Raw genomic sequence first — 16,167 nt, forward strand, 5'->3', positions numbered from 1 at the left:
TCGCCTATGTTAACTGATGCGCGTGTCTATGCTTATTCCGCTGTATTAATGGGTTCGCCCATCCTGCTCAAACTCTTCGAAGACAACCAGACGCTGGCCAGGCAGGTTTTTCGCCTGATCAAACAGCAGGAGAATCTCTTCACGGTAAATCGCGCGGCGTCGGAAGTCATGGCGATTAACCACGCGGCAGGAGAGCATGCGGTGGTCGTCAGTCAGCCCGTGTTTGATGTGATCGCCTGTGCGCATGCGGTGAGCCTGTTGCCCGACAGCCTGTTTAATCTGGCCATCGGTCCGCTGGTGAAGTGCTGGAAAATTGGCTTTCAGGGCCACAGCGTTCCGTCAGAAGCCGATCTTCAGGCGCGCATGACGCTGATCAATCCACAGGACGTTATCCTTGATGCTGCCACCCGCAGCGTGATGCTGGCACGGCCAGGAATGGAGATTGACCTGGGTGCCATCGCCAAGGGCTATATCGCCGACGTAGTCCAGGCTTTTTTGCGTCAGCAGCAGGTCAGCAGTGCGCTGATCAATCTGGGCGGTAACGTTCAGACGGTGGGCGCGCCACCAGAATCCGCGGGCTGGGCAATCGGTCTGAAAAAGCCGTTTGGTGAGGCCGATGCGCTGATCGGTGTCATCGGTGTGAACAACCGCTCGGTCGTGACGTCCGGTATCTATGAGCGCTACTTCGAGCTGGATGAGGTCTGTTATCACCACATCCTTAATCCACAGACCGGTTATCCGCTGGATAACGAGCTGCTGAGTGTAACTGTAATTTCCGATCGATCGCTGGATGGCGACATCTATACGACGCTGCTGTACGGACTGGGCGTTGAAAAGGGCATCGCCTGCCTGACCGACAAACCGGGCATTGAAGCTATCTTTGTGACCCGTGACAGGCAGATAATCTGCTCGTCACAACGTCACTTTTCGTTTCAGTTACTCGACACGGACTACCGGCTGGTTCACTGACAGTATTGTTTGAGTAAGGTGTGATACTCCGGCTGCAGGCGATAGCGGTAAACCGGACGGCCCGTAACCCCATAATGAATGCTGGTGAACAGAATATTAATCTGCGCCAGCCAGATCAGGTATTTACGGCACGAGACGCGCGAGATATTGACTTCCGTCGCCAGTTCGTCGGTAGAAAATTCCGTGCCGGGATGGGCGTCGATCCACAGGCACAGTGTACGTAGCGTCTGCGGCGTTAACCCTTTCGGCAGGCGTTTCTGTTCGCTGGCACCAGGCGGATTACCATGCAACAGCTGATCAACGTCCGACTGCTGATAGAACTGATGATTATCCATGAGCGATTTTTTCTGACGCCAGCCGGTCAGCGCCTCTTCAAAGCGGGCAAACTGGAAAGGCTTAATCAGATAATCCACCACGCCATAGTTGAGCGAAGTCTTGATGGTGGCGGCATCCGCCGCTGATGAGATAATAATCACGTCAACTGGCCGCCCTGCGCTGCGCAGTTCTGGCAGCAGATCGAGACCGTTTTCCTGCTGCATATAGATATCAAGCAGGATCAGATCAACCTGTGGTTCAGCCTCGGCCAGCCGCTCTTTGGCCTGCTGTAAGGTTGAGGCCGTGCCGCAGCAGGTGAAGCCAGGGATCTGCCCGATATAACAGCGATTCAGCTCGGCTACCATGGCGTCATCATCGACAACTAACACATTGATCATTGGGTAATCATTCCTCTCTCCCACGGAAGTTGCACTAAAAATTGGGTAAATACACCGGGTTCCGACTCGACACTAACGTTGCCGCCCAGGCTTTCGGTCTGCTGCTTAACCAGAAACAGTCCGACACCGCGATCGTCACCTTTTGACGAGACGCCGCGCTCAAAAATGGCGCTGAGCTGCGAGCTGTCGATACCTGGGCCGTCATCACTCACTTCACAGGCCAGCCAGCCATTCTGATAATGCAGCATGAGGTGAATTTCCCCTTCGGTTTCCGGGTCCAGCGCCTCCAGGGCATTTTCAATTAAATTGCCCAGCACGGTAATCAGAACCGCGCTCTGCTCCTCGCTGCCGCAGTCAGGCAGAAAACTCGCCTCATCGATAATCAGCTGATGACCTTCATCGGTTACCCGGTTGATTTTGCTGAGCAGGAAACCGGCAATGATCGGCGATTTGATCTTTTGCAGCAGCGAACCGATCTCCGTCTGATAGGCATTAGCGGTTTTCAGGATGTACTCTTCCATCTGTGCATAATTTTTCATATGCAGCAGGCCCAGAATCACATGCAGCTTGTTCATGAACTCATGAGACCGCTCACGTAACGCATCTACATAGTTTACCATGCCGTCCAGACGCTGCATCAGCTGGCTGATTTCGGTCTTATCCCTGAAGGTGGTTACCGCGCCGATAATGCGGTCACGACTGCGCACCGGAACGGTGTTGCTGATCAGGATGCGATTACCCAGCGTCAGCTCCTGATCGTGCCAGGCTTTGCCCGCATGCAGCGCATCCTGCTGATGACGATGCATGACGCTCTCCTCAGCAATCAGATCACCGCTTAACGGCATCCTGCGGGTGGTCTCATGCAGTAGCTGCTGAGCCGCATGGTTAATCAGGCTGACGCGTGACTGATCATCGACCGCAATCACCCCTTCTTTAATGGAATTCAGGATCGCCTGGCGCTGTTCAAACAGGCTGGAGATTTCGTGCGGCTCCAGCCCCAGCAGTATGTTCTTGAGTCGCCTGACCAGAATCAGAATACCCAGGAGGCCAACCACACCGCCAAACAGGACGGTCCAGACGATATTCCAGCGGCTCTTCGCAATCTGAGCCGCCACATCATTCAGTGCAATGCCGATTGCCACCACGCCAATCTGCTGATGCTGGGCGTTATAAACCGGCGTAAAGACCCGCAGTGCCTCCACCAGCACCCCATGATTGACCGCGACATTTTCCCGGCCGCCAAGCGTGGGATAGATGTCATTGCCGACAAAATGTTTTCCGATCACCGCGGCATTCGGATGTGAAAAGCGGATGCCGTGCATATCCGTCACCACCACAAACAGCAGGCCGTTGCGTTTGCGCGCGGCTTCCGCCAGCGGCTGAATCTGGCTGCTGCCGTCTGGCAACAGTAACCCGCGCTGCACCTCCGGGCTGTCTGCCAGCGTTCGCGCCACCGCCATCGCTTTATCTTTAAGATGCGACTGCGCAAAGTTATCAATCTGAACGAAATAGAGCAGATGGACAGCGAGCAGCACGGTAACGATCACCGCAGTCATCATCAGGGTGGTCAGGGTACTGAGTTTCATGGGTCGTTTAGTCACGGCATGTCGGTTCTGTGGTTGGCTTGTCATCGATGTTCAGCACGGGTAGGGGATCGGCTTGAAACATACGCTAACTCACCGCATCAGTACAGTTTTAGCGGTCTGCGCGCGGGCGACAGAGCAATAACAATATTTGGGTTAGGGGATTGTATAATTCAAAGGACACCCTTAATGTGTGGTTAAAATATGTGAGCAATTCAGTAAGCCTTTTGTAATTAAATTAAGGCTAAATTGCTATTTTTAATTTTATAACTATTTTCACATTAACTCACAAATAACATTATTTTAAACTTTAAGGACTTTTTTTAACCAGTACCGTCCGAGCTGTCGATTAAAATGATGAATTCAAAGAAAGTAATTCCCACCCTTTCCCTCGCGGCCTTGTTAGTTTCTTCAGCCCTCCATGCTGAAACCTCACCAGAGAAAACCGACGTCCTGTTAATTGGCGGCGGCATTATGAGCGCCTCTATGGGCACCATGCTGGAAGAGCTGCAGCCTGGCTGGAAACAGATCATGGTCGAGAAGCTGGATGGCGTGGCGCTGGAATCCTCTAACGGCTGGAATAATGCCGGTACCGGTCACTCTGCCAACATGGAGCTGAACTATACGCCTGAGCGTAAAGACGGCTCGATTGACGTGTCCAAAGCGCTGGAAATCAACGAAGCCTTTATGGTCTCTCGCCAGTTCTGGAGTTCACAGATTAAAGAGGGCGTCATGCACGATCCGCGCTCTTTCATCAACTCAACGCCACACATGAGCTTTGTCTGGGGCGACAATGTTGACTTCCTGACCAAACGCTATGCGGCACTGCAGAAAACGGCGCTGTTCCAGGGGATGAAGTTCTCTACCGATCACAAACAGATCGCGCAGTGGGCACCGCTGGTGATGGAAGGCCGTGATCCACAGCAGAAAGTGGCCGCCACCTGGACGCCAGTCGGCACCGACGTTAACTATGGTGAAATTACCCGTCAGTTGATCGGCAGCCTGAAGAAGAATGACAACTTCCGTCTGGAAACCTCTTCTGAAGTTACCGATTTCAAACGTAACGGCGACAACTCCTGGCACGTCACGATTAAAGATGCCAAAAACGGCAACGAACGTGCGGTTGACGCAAAATATGTCTTTATCGGTGCAGGCGGCGGCGCGCTGAAATTACTGCAGAAGACCGGCATCCCGGAAGCCGATAACTATGCAGGCTTCCCGGTCGGTGGTTCATTCCTGGTCACCGAAAACAGTGCCATTGCCGATCGCCATCTGGCGAAAGTTTACGGCCAGGCTTCAACCGGTGCACCGCCGATGTCCGTTCCGCATCTGGATACCCGTTATCTGGATGGTAAACGCGTCGTGCTGTTTGGACCGTTTGCGACCTTCTCAACCAAGTTCCTGAAAAACGGTTCGCTGTTTGATCTGCTGAGCACCACCACTACCCATAACATCGTGCCAATGACCGATGTGGGTATGGATAACTTCGACCTGGTAAAATACCTGATTGGACAGGTGATGCTGAGTGATGAAGATCGCTTTGAGTCGCTGAAAGAGTACTACCCGGACGCGAAGAAAGAGGACTGGAAACTGATTCAGGCCGGTCAGCGTGTGCAGATTATCAAGAAAGATGCTGATAAAGGTGGCGTGCTGAAACTGGGTACAGAAATTGTGACCGATCAGCAGAAAACCGTGGCGGCTCTGCTGGGTGCTTCTCCTGGTGCATCAACCGCAGCGCCAATCTCTCTGAGCGTGATGCAGAAACTGTTCCCGGAAGAGTTCAAATCACCGGAATGGCAGGCGAAGATCCACAAAATGATCCCAGGCTACGGTCAGAAACTGAATGACAACGTGCCGTTGCTGCAGCAGGTCTGGAATGAGACCGCAGCGACCCTGCAACTGACCACGCCGCCCGTGATCAACATGGAAGGCAAAACCGCAGACGCGCCGGCAGCACAGCCTCAGCAAGCTGCGCCGTCAGCGAAACACGACATGGCGCTGTAACAGCAGCCTGACGTGAAAAAAGCCCGCCCAGGTTTACCTGCGCGGGCTTTTTTACTGCTTCGTTGTCAGTGTTACTCCGGCGTGTTACCGCGCCACTTGCCCCACGGATCTTCAGCGGGTGCCTGATCGGCTTCTTCAGCCGGTTCGTCGCGTGCTGCCGGTTGCGCGTTTAACGAGGCCAGATAAAGCGCTTCGACTTCAGCCCGCGCCCACGGCGTACGGCGTAAAAATTTCAGGCTCGATTTAACGCTGGGATCGCTTTTAAAGCAGTTAATGTTGATCCGTTTTGCCATTTCAGCCCAGCCATACTGCGCGACCAGACTGTTTATCTGCATCTCCAGTGTGATGCCGTGAAGAGGATCTTTTGAGGTGTGTGCGTTCATCATCTATCCGCCTGATTCATTCAATGCCGCACATCCTGACAACCGTAAAGCGGTTGTGCAAGGACTGAAGGTGAAAAAGAGCGTGTGGGGGGGTGTACCTGCAGATTTATGTGTCTGCGCTAACGCGACGGGCAGAAGTTTGCGCAGATGAGCAGCGATTGTGCTAATCATAAACGACTGATGATGCTTTAAAAAGGATCGCCTGTCATGTCTGCCCCTGCTGATAATCTGCTCTCCTCCGCCAGCCGAAAACGTGCTCTGCTTGCCGGTTCGGTCGGTAATTTCATTGAATGGTATGAGTTCGCGGTCTATGGCTTTCTGGCCACGGTGATTGCGCAGAACTTTTTCCGGCTGGAAGGCGAGTCTGCGCTGACCGGACTGCTGCTGACCTACGCGTCGTTCGCCATCGCTTTTTTCTTCCGTCCACTGGGTGCGATTGTTTTTGGCCGGATGGGCGATCGCATCGGGCGAAAACCCACACTGATTTTTGTATTGATTATGATGACGCTGGCGACAGCTGCCATCGGTCTGGTTCCGACTTATGCCCAACTGGGTATCCTGGCGCCGCTGATCGTGACCGGCCTGCGTATCCTGCAGGGCCTGTTCGCAGGAGGCGAGTATGGTGGGGCGGTGTCGCTGATGACCGAGTTTGCACCACGCAGAAAGCGCGGTCTGTATGGCGCGTGGCAATCCTTTACCGTGGCGCTGGGATTACTGGCGGGCGCAGGCATAGTGGCATTGCTCTCAGTGTTGCTGACGCCAGAGCAGATGCTGAGCTGGGGCTGGCGCATCCCATTCTTTATCGCACTGCCGCTGGGGGGGCTGGCACTCTGGCTGCGGGTGCAGATGGAAGAGACGCCCGCATTTGTTCAGCAGCAGGCACAGCCCCATGCAAAAGTGAACGCCAGCCTGGGCGACACGCTGAAAACGATTCTGCTCGGTATCTGCCGGCTGATGGTGTGGTCAGCGGCCGGTTACACCTGGCTGGTGATTATGCCGACTTATCTGCAGGCATCGCTGCACACCGGCTTTAACCAGGCACTGCTGATTGCGGTGATATCGAACCTCGGTTTTGCCGCCACCATCATCCCGGCCGGGATGCTGAGCGACAGGATTGGCCGCCGCGCCGTGATGGTCTCAGCTGCGGTGCTGCTGCTGGTGCTCTCTCTGCCGCTGTTAAACGTTTTGCAGGCAGAGAGTACCGGACTGCTGTTGAAAGCGCTGGTGGTCTTTATCGCAGGTGGCGTGGTCGGTTTGCTGGCAGTACCCGGCCCCGCGATGCTCGCCGAGATGTTTCCGACGCGGGTACGCTACACCGGGCTGGGGCTGGCCTATTCACTTTCCAATGCAGTCTTTTCCGGCTGCGCGGGACTAATCATCACCGGGCTGATTAAAGAGACCGGTAATCCCGATATTCCCGCCTGGTATGTGATGGCGACGGCGCTGGTGAGTATTGTGGCGCTGATGACGCTGAATAAAGATGATCATCTGCGACGGCTGGATGAGCCGCCGTCGCGCTAAGTTCTGGATGGTGGTTTGAGCGGTAAAGGATAATCCGGCAGGCTGCCTGTGCATCAGGCAGCCCGTTAGCATGAACGCCCGTAAGGGGGCAGGCTTTGGTTATTCAGAACAGATTAGCGATCATGCGATGACGATAAACTGAAAACCTGATCACGCGAACGGACTTTATCAGCGTGGTTATCGGCAATGATAATCACAGCCGCCATAATCAGGCCCATAATAATGATGATTAATTTACGCAGCAGCATAAGTCATTACTCCTGTTGAATTAACTAACCCAGACGAACAGTCATTATTTTCGGTTAATCAGAGAGTTAATTTGAATATTGATCTATTATGGCTGAAAGATAAGCTTTATTTTTTGATCGCGATGCGGTTTATCAATATCAGATAAAATAAAAACGTTATGCGGGTTGAATATTAAACACGGGCTAAACAGGCTCATTAAATTCGCCGGTTACGCTTCCGTGCGTTTGGTCAATAAGAATTGAACATACAGGCGTACGCCGTGAGGGCATTGCTAAAAAAAAGAGATGCCTGAGACCGGAATCTGGCTGGCCGGCGGCGACGAGCTGATTCCGGTGCAGGCAATTTTCTACAAATGATTTTAATGCGGTGCTGCTTTAACGTTGACTATTCCGGGATCGATAAGCGCAATAATTAAACCCGGCTCAATCTGCTCATCAATTAGCATATCAGCCGCTTCGTTTTTTGAATGTTATCCAGCATGCGTTCCAGCGCGTCGATGCGTGATTAGGGCACGGCATTATGCCAGACATTCAGGCCACTACGCTCGTGTACCTCGATTTTTGCACCGAATGAAGCAGCCAGTACAAGACCTGAGATGAAGAGGCCAGGTTACGGATCGGAGGGGGCAGGGATGAACAGGTCATCAACGCAAAGAGAGCGGCAGAAAAATAAAAAGGCGCCCGAAGGCGCCTGTGTGGTGTGAACCGATGTGATGAATTACACCAGCTGCTGTGCCGTTTTTTCCACCAGCGTCAGCAACACTTTGATATCTTCCAGCGTTACTGTTGGGTTCAGAAGGGTCATCTTAAGGCAGGTAACGCCATCATGCTCGGTCACACCGACGTTGGCGCGGCCTGACTCCAGCAGGGCATCCCCGATGCGCTGGTTCAGCAGGGCGATATCCGTACTGCTGAGGTGCGCCAGATGCGTCGGACGATAGCGGAACAGCACGCTGGCCAGTTGCGGTTTCATCACCAGCTCCAGAGCAGGCTGCTCTTCAACGTACTGTGCCACCTGCTGTGCCAGCGTCACACCGTGATCGATGATTTCGGCATACTGCTTCTGACCCAGCGCTTCCAGACCCATCCACAGTTTCAGTGCATCAAAACGACGGGTGGTCTGCAGCGATTTGGAGACCAGATTCGGCACGCCCTGTGCTTCATCAAACTCCGAGTTCAGATAGGCCGCCTGGTAGCGCATCAGCTCATAGTGACGCGCTTCCTTCAGCAGGAAGGCACCACAGCTAATGGTCTGGAAGAACTGCTTGTGGAAGTCCAGCGTAATGGAGTCGACCAGCTCAATGCCATCCAGATAGTCACGATACTTCTCTGACAGCAGCAGCGCGCCGCCCCAGGCCGCATCGACGTGCACCCAGATGTTCTCTTCCGCCGCCAGCGCCGCGATTTCACGCAGGGGATCGATTGCACCGGCATCGGTAGTTCCCGCCGTGGCAACGATCGCCAGAATGTTTTCGCCGTTAGCTTTGGATGCGGCCAGCTTCTGACGCAGATCATCCATATCCATGCGGGCAAACTGGTCACATTTCACCTGCGTGACGGACTGATAGCCCAGACCCAGCAGCGCCATATTCTTCTGTACGGAGAAGTGCGCGTTCTCTGAGCAGAAGACTTTAATCTTCTTCAGATCGCCGGTTAAGCCATCCTGCTGAACAGAATGACCCTGACGCGCAAACCAGGCGTCACGCGCCAGCATCAGACCCATCAGGTTGCTCTGGGTGCCGCCGCTGGTGAAGACGCCCGCGTCGCCAGGCTGATAACCGACCTGGGTGCGCAGCCACTCAATCAGCTTCATCTCAATCAGGGTGGCAGACGGTGCCTGATCCCATGAATCCATGCTCTGGTTGGTGGCGTTGATCAGCACTTCCGCCGCCTGGCTGATAACCAGGCTTGGACAGTGCAGGTGCGCCACACATTGCGGGTGATGCACCGACAGGCTGTCTTTGAGGAAGTACTCAATGGCGCGTTCAATCGCGGCCTGGTTACCCAGGCCCTGAGGATTGAAGTCCAGCGTAATGCGCTCGCGCAGCTCTGCGACGGTTTTTCCCTGATACATCTCAGGTTGTTCCAGCCACTTAACGACGGCCGCGCTACTCTGGGCAATCGCCTGCTGGTAGGCCTCGGTACTCTGTGCTGAGGCCGCCAGAATCGGGTTTAACCGGGACATTGCATTCACTCCACTTAAACTGCTTTCACGCCAGCGGACAGCAGGGCGTTTTCAAATTTATCCATGAATACGTCCAGTTCTGCATCTGTGATCAGCAGGGAAGGCAGCAGACGTAATACGCTGCCGTGACGTCCGCCACGCTCCAGAATCAGGCCGTTCTCAAAACATTTTTTCTGTACCAGTGCAGACAGTTCGCCGTCAGCCGGGAAGCTGCCCATATGGTCAGCAGGTTCGTCGGGTTTCACCAGCTCAATGCCGAGCATCAGACCCAGACCACGCACGTTGCCGATTACCGGGTAGCGCTGCTGCAGCTCGCCCAGTTTGCCTTTCAGCCATTCACCCTGTGCCGCGACTTTGTCAGCGATGTTGTTATCTTTCAGCAGCTTCAGCGTGGTCAGGCCGGTCGCCATCGCCAGCTGGTTGCCACGGAAGGTGCCGGTGTGGTGACCCGGAGACCAGGCGTCGAACTCTTTCTTAATGCCCAGTACCGCCAGTGGCAGACCGCCGCCGACCGCTTTGGACATTACGATGATGTCTGGTTCGATACCCGCGTGCTCAAAGGCGAAGAATTTACCGGTACGGGCAATACCCGCCTGGACTTCGTCGATGATCAGCAGAATGCCGTGCTCTTTGGTCACTTTGCGGATGCGCTGCAGCCACTCAGCCGGAGCCGGGTTAACCCCGCCTTCACCCTGAACTGCTTCAAGAATCACCGCCGCAGGTTTGCGAACGCCGCTTTCAACGTCATTGATCAGGTTTTCAAAGTAGTAAGTCAGTGCTTTCACGCCTGCTTCACCGCCAATGCCCAGCGGGCAGCGATAAAGGTGCGGATAAGGCATGAACTGCACTTCCGGCATCATGCCATCTACGGCTTCTTTCGGTGACAGGTTGCCGGTGACCGACAGCGCGCCGTGGGTCATACCGTGATACGCACCCGAGAAGCTGATGATCCCGGAACGACCGGTGTGCTTTTTCGCCAGTTTCAGCGCCGCTTCAACGGCATCTGCGCCGGACGGGCCGGTAAACTGCAGGCAGTACTCTTTGCCCTGACCCGGTAATAACGAGAGCAGGTACTCAGAGAACTCATCCTTTAACGGCGTAGTTAAATCGAGAGTATGTAACGGCAAGCCGCTGGTAATGACATGTTGAATGCTCTGCAGAACGTCTGGATGGTTATGACCCAACGCCAGCGTTCCGGCACCGGCAAGACAGTCGAGATACTGATTATTCTCGACGTCGGTGATCCAGACACCCTGAGCTTTCGCAATCGCGAACGGCAATTTGCGAGGATAACTTCGAACGTTTGATTCAAATTCAGCCTGACGGACTAAATAGGTTTCGTTGGTTGCGTTTAAGTTCTGTGCATTCAAACTATCAATACGGACTTTATCCGTCATCATATCTCTCCTACAACCGGGACGGGCGTAGCGTCACAGTTGAATAAATGAATTAAAATGGGTGGCTATGTGTAAAGCGCGGCCAATATAGGTGTTTTTCGGGTCCGACTCAATGATTAATTTTATCGTCAGATAACGGATTCTTTGTTATAGGAATCAATCAGTTGGTGGGTTTATGACCGCATGCATTATTGCCGCTACGCTAACGGCTTGCTAATAAATGGCGTAAAAACACCAGCTTACCCGGTTCACAAGGCGCTAAGTCAATGATAATAATCTGTGTAAACAGCTGTTTCCGGTAAAAAACGCTATCAAAAAGGCAGCTTTTCAGACGTAAAAAGCATAAGTCCGCTCAACTGACGAATACGCATTTATAGACGCTTAAAACTGCAGGCTAATTAAAATAATAAACCTTTATTTAACATTTAATTAATGTATGGCGAAAGGTAAACCGTATTAACCGGGATTAACGGCATGGCCCCAGGGCAAATTCAACAAACTGGTCGAGGTCTGCCATAGCTTCGCGAGCTTTAGATTCTGAAGGATTGATCGTCAGCAAATCCGCATAGCCGTTCAGCATGGCGCTGATTTGCCTGGCGGTGCGGGGAACATCATCACACCGTAGTGTGCCGTCGGTGACGCCGTCACGGATAATCCCCTCCATTAGTGCCTGCCACACTTCAGTCATCTCTTCAGCCAGTGCAGCATATGCATCATTGTGCGCAGCCATCTGCCAGAAAGAGGCATAGAGCTGCCAGGTGGCATCCGGCGCACTCGGCAGATGGCTTTCAAACAGGGTATGCAGCCGCTGACGCGGTGTGAGCAAGGCCAGTGTGTCGGCAAAATTTTCAACATCGACCCGCATAAAGCGTTCCAGCGCTGCCAGGCAGAGTGTCTGCCAGTTGCTGAAGTAGTGGTAAATATGACTGCGTGAAATACCTACCGACTCGGTGAGTTCACGGGTGGTCACTTTTTCGATCCCTTTCTCAATAAACAGCACTATCGCTGCATCCAGGATTTTGGTTCTCAATACCTCAGCCGACTCTTTCATTATTCTCTCTATCATTGCCACGTTGACTTTGAGCAACCGCTCAAATAGACTGCTTTTTGTACTTGAGCAACCGCTCAAGAGTGACGCTATCAGAAAAAGAAACTATGTCTTCCTCAAAAACGATCCTGCCCGTTGCGGCTCCCCGCAGCGCTATTCTGACATTAAAAATGCTTGGCCGCCGCCATAGCCGCAAGCTATTCCTCACGCTGCTGCTGGTGGTGGCGGAAAACGTCATGTATCTGCTTTATCCGCTGCTGGCGGGCTTCGCTATCAACGCCATACTCTCCGGCAGGACCTGGCATGCGGTGCTCTATGCGGCGATGGTCTTTACCATGTGGGCTATCGGCGCAGCGCGGCGCAGTGTCGATACCCGGACTTTTGCCCGCATCTATGCTGAGCTGGCCGTGCCGGTGATTGTGGCACAGCGCAGCGAAAAACAGAGTGCGTCGACGATTGCTGCGCGGGTGGCGTTGTCTCGCGAGTTTGTCGACTTTTTCGAGAAGCATCTGCCGGTGCTGATTACTTCGCTGGCGTCGATGACCGGTGCGGCAGTGATGCTGCTGGCTATCGAGTTCTGGACCGGCGCAGGCTGTCTGGCGATCCTGCTGTTCTTCGCCTGTTTCCTGCCGGGATTTACCCGCAAGAACGATGCGCTGTTTGGCCGTCTTAACAACCGGCTGGAGAAAGAAGTGAGCTTTGTCAGCAACGCGAACGCCGCGTCACTGGGCCGCCACTATGGCGTGCTGGCCAGTCTGCGGATCCGCCTCTCGGATCGGGAAGCGTGCGGTTATCTGGCCATCGGTAGCGTGGCGGCACTGCTGTTTGCGGTCACTATCGCGCTAATGTCGGGCCGTGGCGGCACCAATGCGGGTCATATCTATTCGGTAATGACCTATATGTGGATGTTTGCCATGAGCCTGGATGATGGTCCTCAGTTGCTGGAGAAATATTCACAGCTCAAAGACATTGGCCGGCGGGTGAATACCGGTACGCACTGATTTTGACGATCTCTGCCACATTCCTGAAGCAACCGCCGGACTTTCCGGCGGCTGTTGAGATAAAGCGCCACAACCCGGCAAAACTACGACCGCGTTGACCTCTTTGGTGCAGGATTAATAATCCAGTTCGCCCGGCGTAAATGCCCTGAATGCGTTATCGGACGGCGTATAGCCCAGCACCTCACGCGTCTGCGTCAGATCAAACCGTTTAAAGCGGTTATCGGAAATGCCGTAACCAATAAAGAAAGTGATCTTCTCCGCTTCGACAGCGCCGGTCAGCAGTCTGACGGCATCATCCGGGCTCAGCCAGGCGCTGTAATCCCGTGCAGTGTGCTGGCTATTATCCAGTGCCGGTTCAAACGCCCCGATTCTCAGCGCCACGCAGCTCAGATCGTGCTGGCTGGCGTAGAAAGCGCAAAGTGCTTCCCCATAACATTTGGTGACGCCATACAGATTCGCAGGACAGACAGCCATGCCGGGATGTACCTGAATATCTGTCGGATAACCCTCGATAGTCTGCGCACTGCTGGCAAACACCAGACGACGACAGCGATGATCTGCGGCTGCCTTCAGTAACCAGGTGGTGGAGAGAATGTTTGCGGGCAGTAGATCGTCGAAGCTGGCCTGTGCATCAGGGATACCGGCGAGGTGGATAACGGTATCGACAGGTTCATCTGACAGTAAGTTCTCTGCCGCATCCGGTTGCGATAAATCCGCCGCGATAAACCGATGCGGGGCGGGGATCGCGTAGTCGGGCTGCCGCACATCCGTCAGGATAAAGCGGTAACGATCCTGGCTGGCTGCGAAGAAGGTCCGGCCGATGCGTCCGCTGGCGCCGGTAAGAAGGATCACTCTGGTCGTCATCTGCTGATTCCTGTTCAGTAACCTGTTAAATAAAGACGCGTTAATCGGTCAGTAAAGCAGACATCCCCGATCTAAGCCTGCCTGACCTCTCCGGATTGTAAGCTGGCTTAGCGCGATTCGCGCCAGACCCGCACAGTGGAAGCGTAATCCTGGAACAGCCTTTACTGTGCGTCAGATCACAAAATGGGTTGCTTAGCGCGGCCTCACTTTCTATAGTCAAGCCGCTTCATCCGGACGGGATAACGTTCTGCTTTCTCCCGCCGACTCACGTCAGCTTTTCAGTTCAGGTCATTGGGAATCCATTTTGTTAAGAAAAAATCATAAAACCGACGATGCCGGTTTTGTCCGCTGGGCATTACTCGCTCTGGCACTGGGCGGCTTTGGTATCGGAACCGGTGAGTTCATCATGATGGGCCTGCTGCCCGATGTTTCACGCTCTCTGACGATCACCGAACCGCAGGCGGGCAACGCTATCGCCAGTTACGCGCTGGGTGTGGTGGTGGGCGCACCGTTTATTGCCGTACTGGCAGCGCGGATGGCACGTAAATCGCTGCTGCTGATCCTGATGGCGCTGTTCAGCGTCGGCAATGTCGCCAGTGCGATGGCCGACAGCTATCACGGCCTGCTGGTGGCGCGCTTTCTGACCGGCCTGCCGCACGGGGCTTACTTTGGTGTTGCCTCACTGGTGGCAGCTTCACTGGTCCCGCTTGAACGGCGCGGTCGTGCGCTGGCGTCACTGATGCTGGGACTGACGGTGGCGACCCTGATTGGCGTACCGCTAGGCTCATGGATTGGGCAGCTATTCAGCTGGCACGTGGTGTTCACCTTTGTGGGCGCGGTTGGTCTCCTGACCTGCCTGCTGATTGGTCGCTACGTGCCTTACACGCCAGGCGATGCGGATGCACATCCGCTGCGTGAACTGGGTGCGCTGAAAAACACACAGGTGCTGCTGACCCTGCTGGTGGGCGCGGTAGGCTTTGGCGGCATGTTCGCGATCTTCAGTTATATCGCGCCAACGCTGATTAATATCGCTGGCATCTCTCCTTCGCTGATCCCCTGGGCGATGGTGGCGTTTGGGCTGGGAATGATCATCGGTAATCTGGTGGGGGGCCGTCTGGCTGATGGCCCGGTGCTGAATATTATTGGCTGGACGCTGTTATGGAACGTGCTGGTGATGCTGGCCTTCCCGGTGCTGGTTCAGCATGTGGCCACCGGACTGCTGGCGACCTTCCTGATTGGCACCTGCTCGGTGCTGCTGCCGTCACTGCAGATTCGCCTGATGGATGTCGCCAATGAGTCGCAAACCCTGGCGGCTGCGATGAATCACTCGGCGCTGAACATCGCCAATGCGATGGGCGCGTATCTGGGTGGCCTGACGGTGTCGCTGGGCTATGGCTGGATCTCCACCGCGTGGGTGGGTGTTGCGCTGGGCGTGGCCGGTCTGATGGTGTTTGTGATGACGGCGCGCCATGCTGCGCGTCAGCAGACGCAACTGGCCTGATATAAAAGAAGAGGACGCAGCGATACCGATTATCGCTGCGCTTAATGTGTACAGCGCCGACGTATAACTTTTCCGCAGTGATTGACCGCAAGACTTTTTACTGGCTGACCGTTTAATGAAAATTATCATTCTGAAAGCGCGGGAATTTAAAAAGGCTTGAAAAATCAATAATGGCGTTCCGGACGTCTGGATGTTAAAATTAAATTAAAATAATGTTTGCTAAAGTCGTTAAGGGATGGCTTAATGGCGACCTCGGTTTGGAACACAGACCTTATCAAAGCAGTTTTAGTAAAGCAGTCCTCAGTGCAAGCGATATCACAAGATACCCTTATTCATGAGTCTCCTCCTAAAAGCCTGGTAAGTTACCTTCTGAAAGACAGGCCATCTTCGCCACTTAGTGGCTCATAAATTAAGGAATTATCGATGTCTAATAAAATGACTGGTTTAGTAAAATGGTTTGACGCGGGTAAAGGTTTCGGTTTTATCTCTCCTCAGGACGGCAGCAAAGATGTATTCGTACATTTCTCTGCAATCCAGAGCAACGACTATAAAACTCTGGACGAAGGCCAGCAGGTCGAATTCACTATTGAAAACGGCGCTAAAGGTCCTTCAGCGGCAAACGTAGTCCCTATGTAAGCCTCTGTTATCAATAACGCTTACAATCGCGATGACGGCAATAGCCCGAGCAGATAAGCCTGAATTGATAATAAAAAAACCCGCCTTGTGCGGGTTTTTTGCGTTTATGTCTGG

13 protein-coding genes are annotated in these 16,167 nt (G+C 53.8%); 6 read left to right on the top strand and 7 right to left on the bottom strand.

Annotation, left to right across the window (positions count from 1 at the left end; genetic code table 11):
- The first annotated feature begins 6 nt into the window (after positions 1-6).
- On the top strand, positions 7-969 hold the full coding sequence (locus ACTJKZ_RS11245; RefSeq protein ID WP_161736156.1) for an FAD:protein FMN transferase: 963 nt from the start codon (positions 7-9) through the stop codon (positions 967-969).
- Here the strand turns inward: ACTJKZ_RS11245 and dcuR are convergent.
- Positions 963-1,682 carry a two-component system response regulator DcuR gene (gene dcuR, locus ACTJKZ_RS11250; protein WP_033735650.1) on the bottom strand — a complete coding sequence of 240 codons (720 nt, stop codon included), beginning with the start codon at positions 1,680-1,682 and terminating at the stop codon, positions 963-965. The two genes, ACTJKZ_RS11245 and dcuR, sit on opposite strands and share 7 nt — an antisense overlap.
- Positions 1,679-3,313: a sensor histidine kinase gene (locus ACTJKZ_RS11255; RefSeq protein ID WP_161736155.1), complete on the bottom strand. Its 1,635-nt coding sequence runs from the start codon at positions 3,311-3,313 to the stop codon at positions 1,679-1,681. The genes dcuR and ACTJKZ_RS11255 overlap by 4 nt, the downstream gene beginning before the upstream one ends.
- 306 nt (positions 3,314-3,619) lie before the next feature.
- Between ACTJKZ_RS11255 and mqo the strand changes: the two genes are divergently transcribed.
- The gene (gene mqo / locus ACTJKZ_RS11260) at positions 3,620-5,269 is read left to right on the top strand and encodes a malate dehydrogenase (quinone) (protein ID WP_222925863.1); all 1,650 of its coding nucleotides are present in this window, start codon (positions 3,620-3,622) and stop codon (positions 5,267-5,269) included.
- A gap of 71 nt (positions 5,270-5,340) precedes the next feature.
- On the opposite strand, the gene ACTJKZ_RS11265 is transcribed toward mqo, so the two are convergent.
- Positions 5,341-5,652, bottom strand: coding sequence for a VF530 family DNA-binding protein (locus tag ACTJKZ_RS11265; RefSeq protein WP_222925870.1), 312 nt, complete (start codon positions 5,650-5,652; stop codon positions 5,341-5,343).
- 207 nt (positions 5,653-5,859) lie between these two features.
- Between ACTJKZ_RS11265 and ACTJKZ_RS11270 the strand changes: the two genes are divergently transcribed.
- Entirely contained in the window at positions 5,860-7,173 is a 1,314-nt protein-coding gene (locus tag ACTJKZ_RS11270) for an MFS transporter (protein WP_440829584.1), read from the top strand.
- A gap of 966 nt (positions 7,174-8,139) precedes the next feature.
- On the opposite strand, the gene ACTJKZ_RS11275 is transcribed toward ACTJKZ_RS11270, so the two are convergent.
- The 3 genes from ACTJKZ_RS11275 to ACTJKZ_RS11285 form a co-directional block, all read right to left on the bottom strand.
- Positions 8,140-9,606: a pyridoxal phosphate-dependent decarboxylase family protein gene (locus ACTJKZ_RS11275; RefSeq protein WP_440829585.1), complete on the bottom strand. Its 1,467-nt coding sequence runs from the start codon at positions 9,604-9,606 to the stop codon at positions 8,140-8,142.
- 14 nt (positions 9,607-9,620) lie between these two features.
- Positions 9,621-11,006 (bottom strand): diaminobutyrate--2-oxoglutarate transaminase, encoded by a 1,386-nt coding sequence (locus ACTJKZ_RS11280; protein WP_440829586.1) that lies wholly within the window; start codon positions 11,004-11,006, stop codon positions 9,621-9,623.
- 463 nt (positions 11,007-11,469) lie between these two features.
- The gene (locus ACTJKZ_RS11285) at positions 11,470-12,054 is read right to left on the bottom strand and encodes a TetR/AcrR family transcriptional regulator (protein WP_222925860.1); all 585 of its coding nucleotides are present in this window, start codon (positions 12,052-12,054) and stop codon (positions 11,470-11,472) included.
- A 104-nt stretch (positions 12,055-12,158) separates the two neighbouring features.
- On the opposite strand from ACTJKZ_RS11285, the gene ACTJKZ_RS11290 reads away from it, so the two are divergent.
- The gene (locus ACTJKZ_RS11290) at positions 12,159-13,052 is read left to right on the top strand and encodes an ABC transporter six-transmembrane domain-containing protein (protein ID WP_161734564.1); all 894 of its coding nucleotides are present in this window, start codon (positions 12,159-12,161) and stop codon (positions 13,050-13,052) included.
- A 114-nt stretch (positions 13,053-13,166) separates the two neighbouring features.
- Here the strand turns inward: ACTJKZ_RS11290 and ACTJKZ_RS11295 are convergent, their stop codons facing one another.
- Entirely contained in the window at positions 13,167-13,916 is a 750-nt protein-coding gene (locus ACTJKZ_RS11295; RefSeq protein ID WP_161734566.1) for an NAD-dependent epimerase/dehydratase family protein, read from the bottom strand.
- A gap of 304 nt (positions 13,917-14,220) precedes the next feature.
- On the opposite strand from ACTJKZ_RS11295, the gene ACTJKZ_RS11300 reads away from it, so the two are divergent.
- Both ACTJKZ_RS11300 and cspE read left to right on the top strand, forming a co-directional pair.
- Entirely contained in the window at positions 14,221-15,417 is a 1,197-nt protein-coding gene (locus tag ACTJKZ_RS11300; protein WP_161734568.1) for an MFS transporter, read from the top strand.
- Positions 15,418-15,840: 423 nt separating this feature from the next.
- Complete coding sequence (gene cspE, locus ACTJKZ_RS11305; protein WP_003855207.1) at positions 15,841-16,053, top strand: transcription antiterminator/RNA stability regulator CspE; 213 nt, start codon at positions 15,841-15,843, stop codon at positions 16,051-16,053.
- The last annotated feature ends 114 nt before the right edge of the window (positions 16,054-16,167 follow it).

The sequence above is a fragment of the Pantoea sp. 22096 genome (genome assembly GCF_052045955.1).
GTDB lineage: Bacteria > Pseudomonadota > Gammaproteobacteria > Enterobacterales > Enterobacteriaceae > Pantoea > Pantoea alfalfae.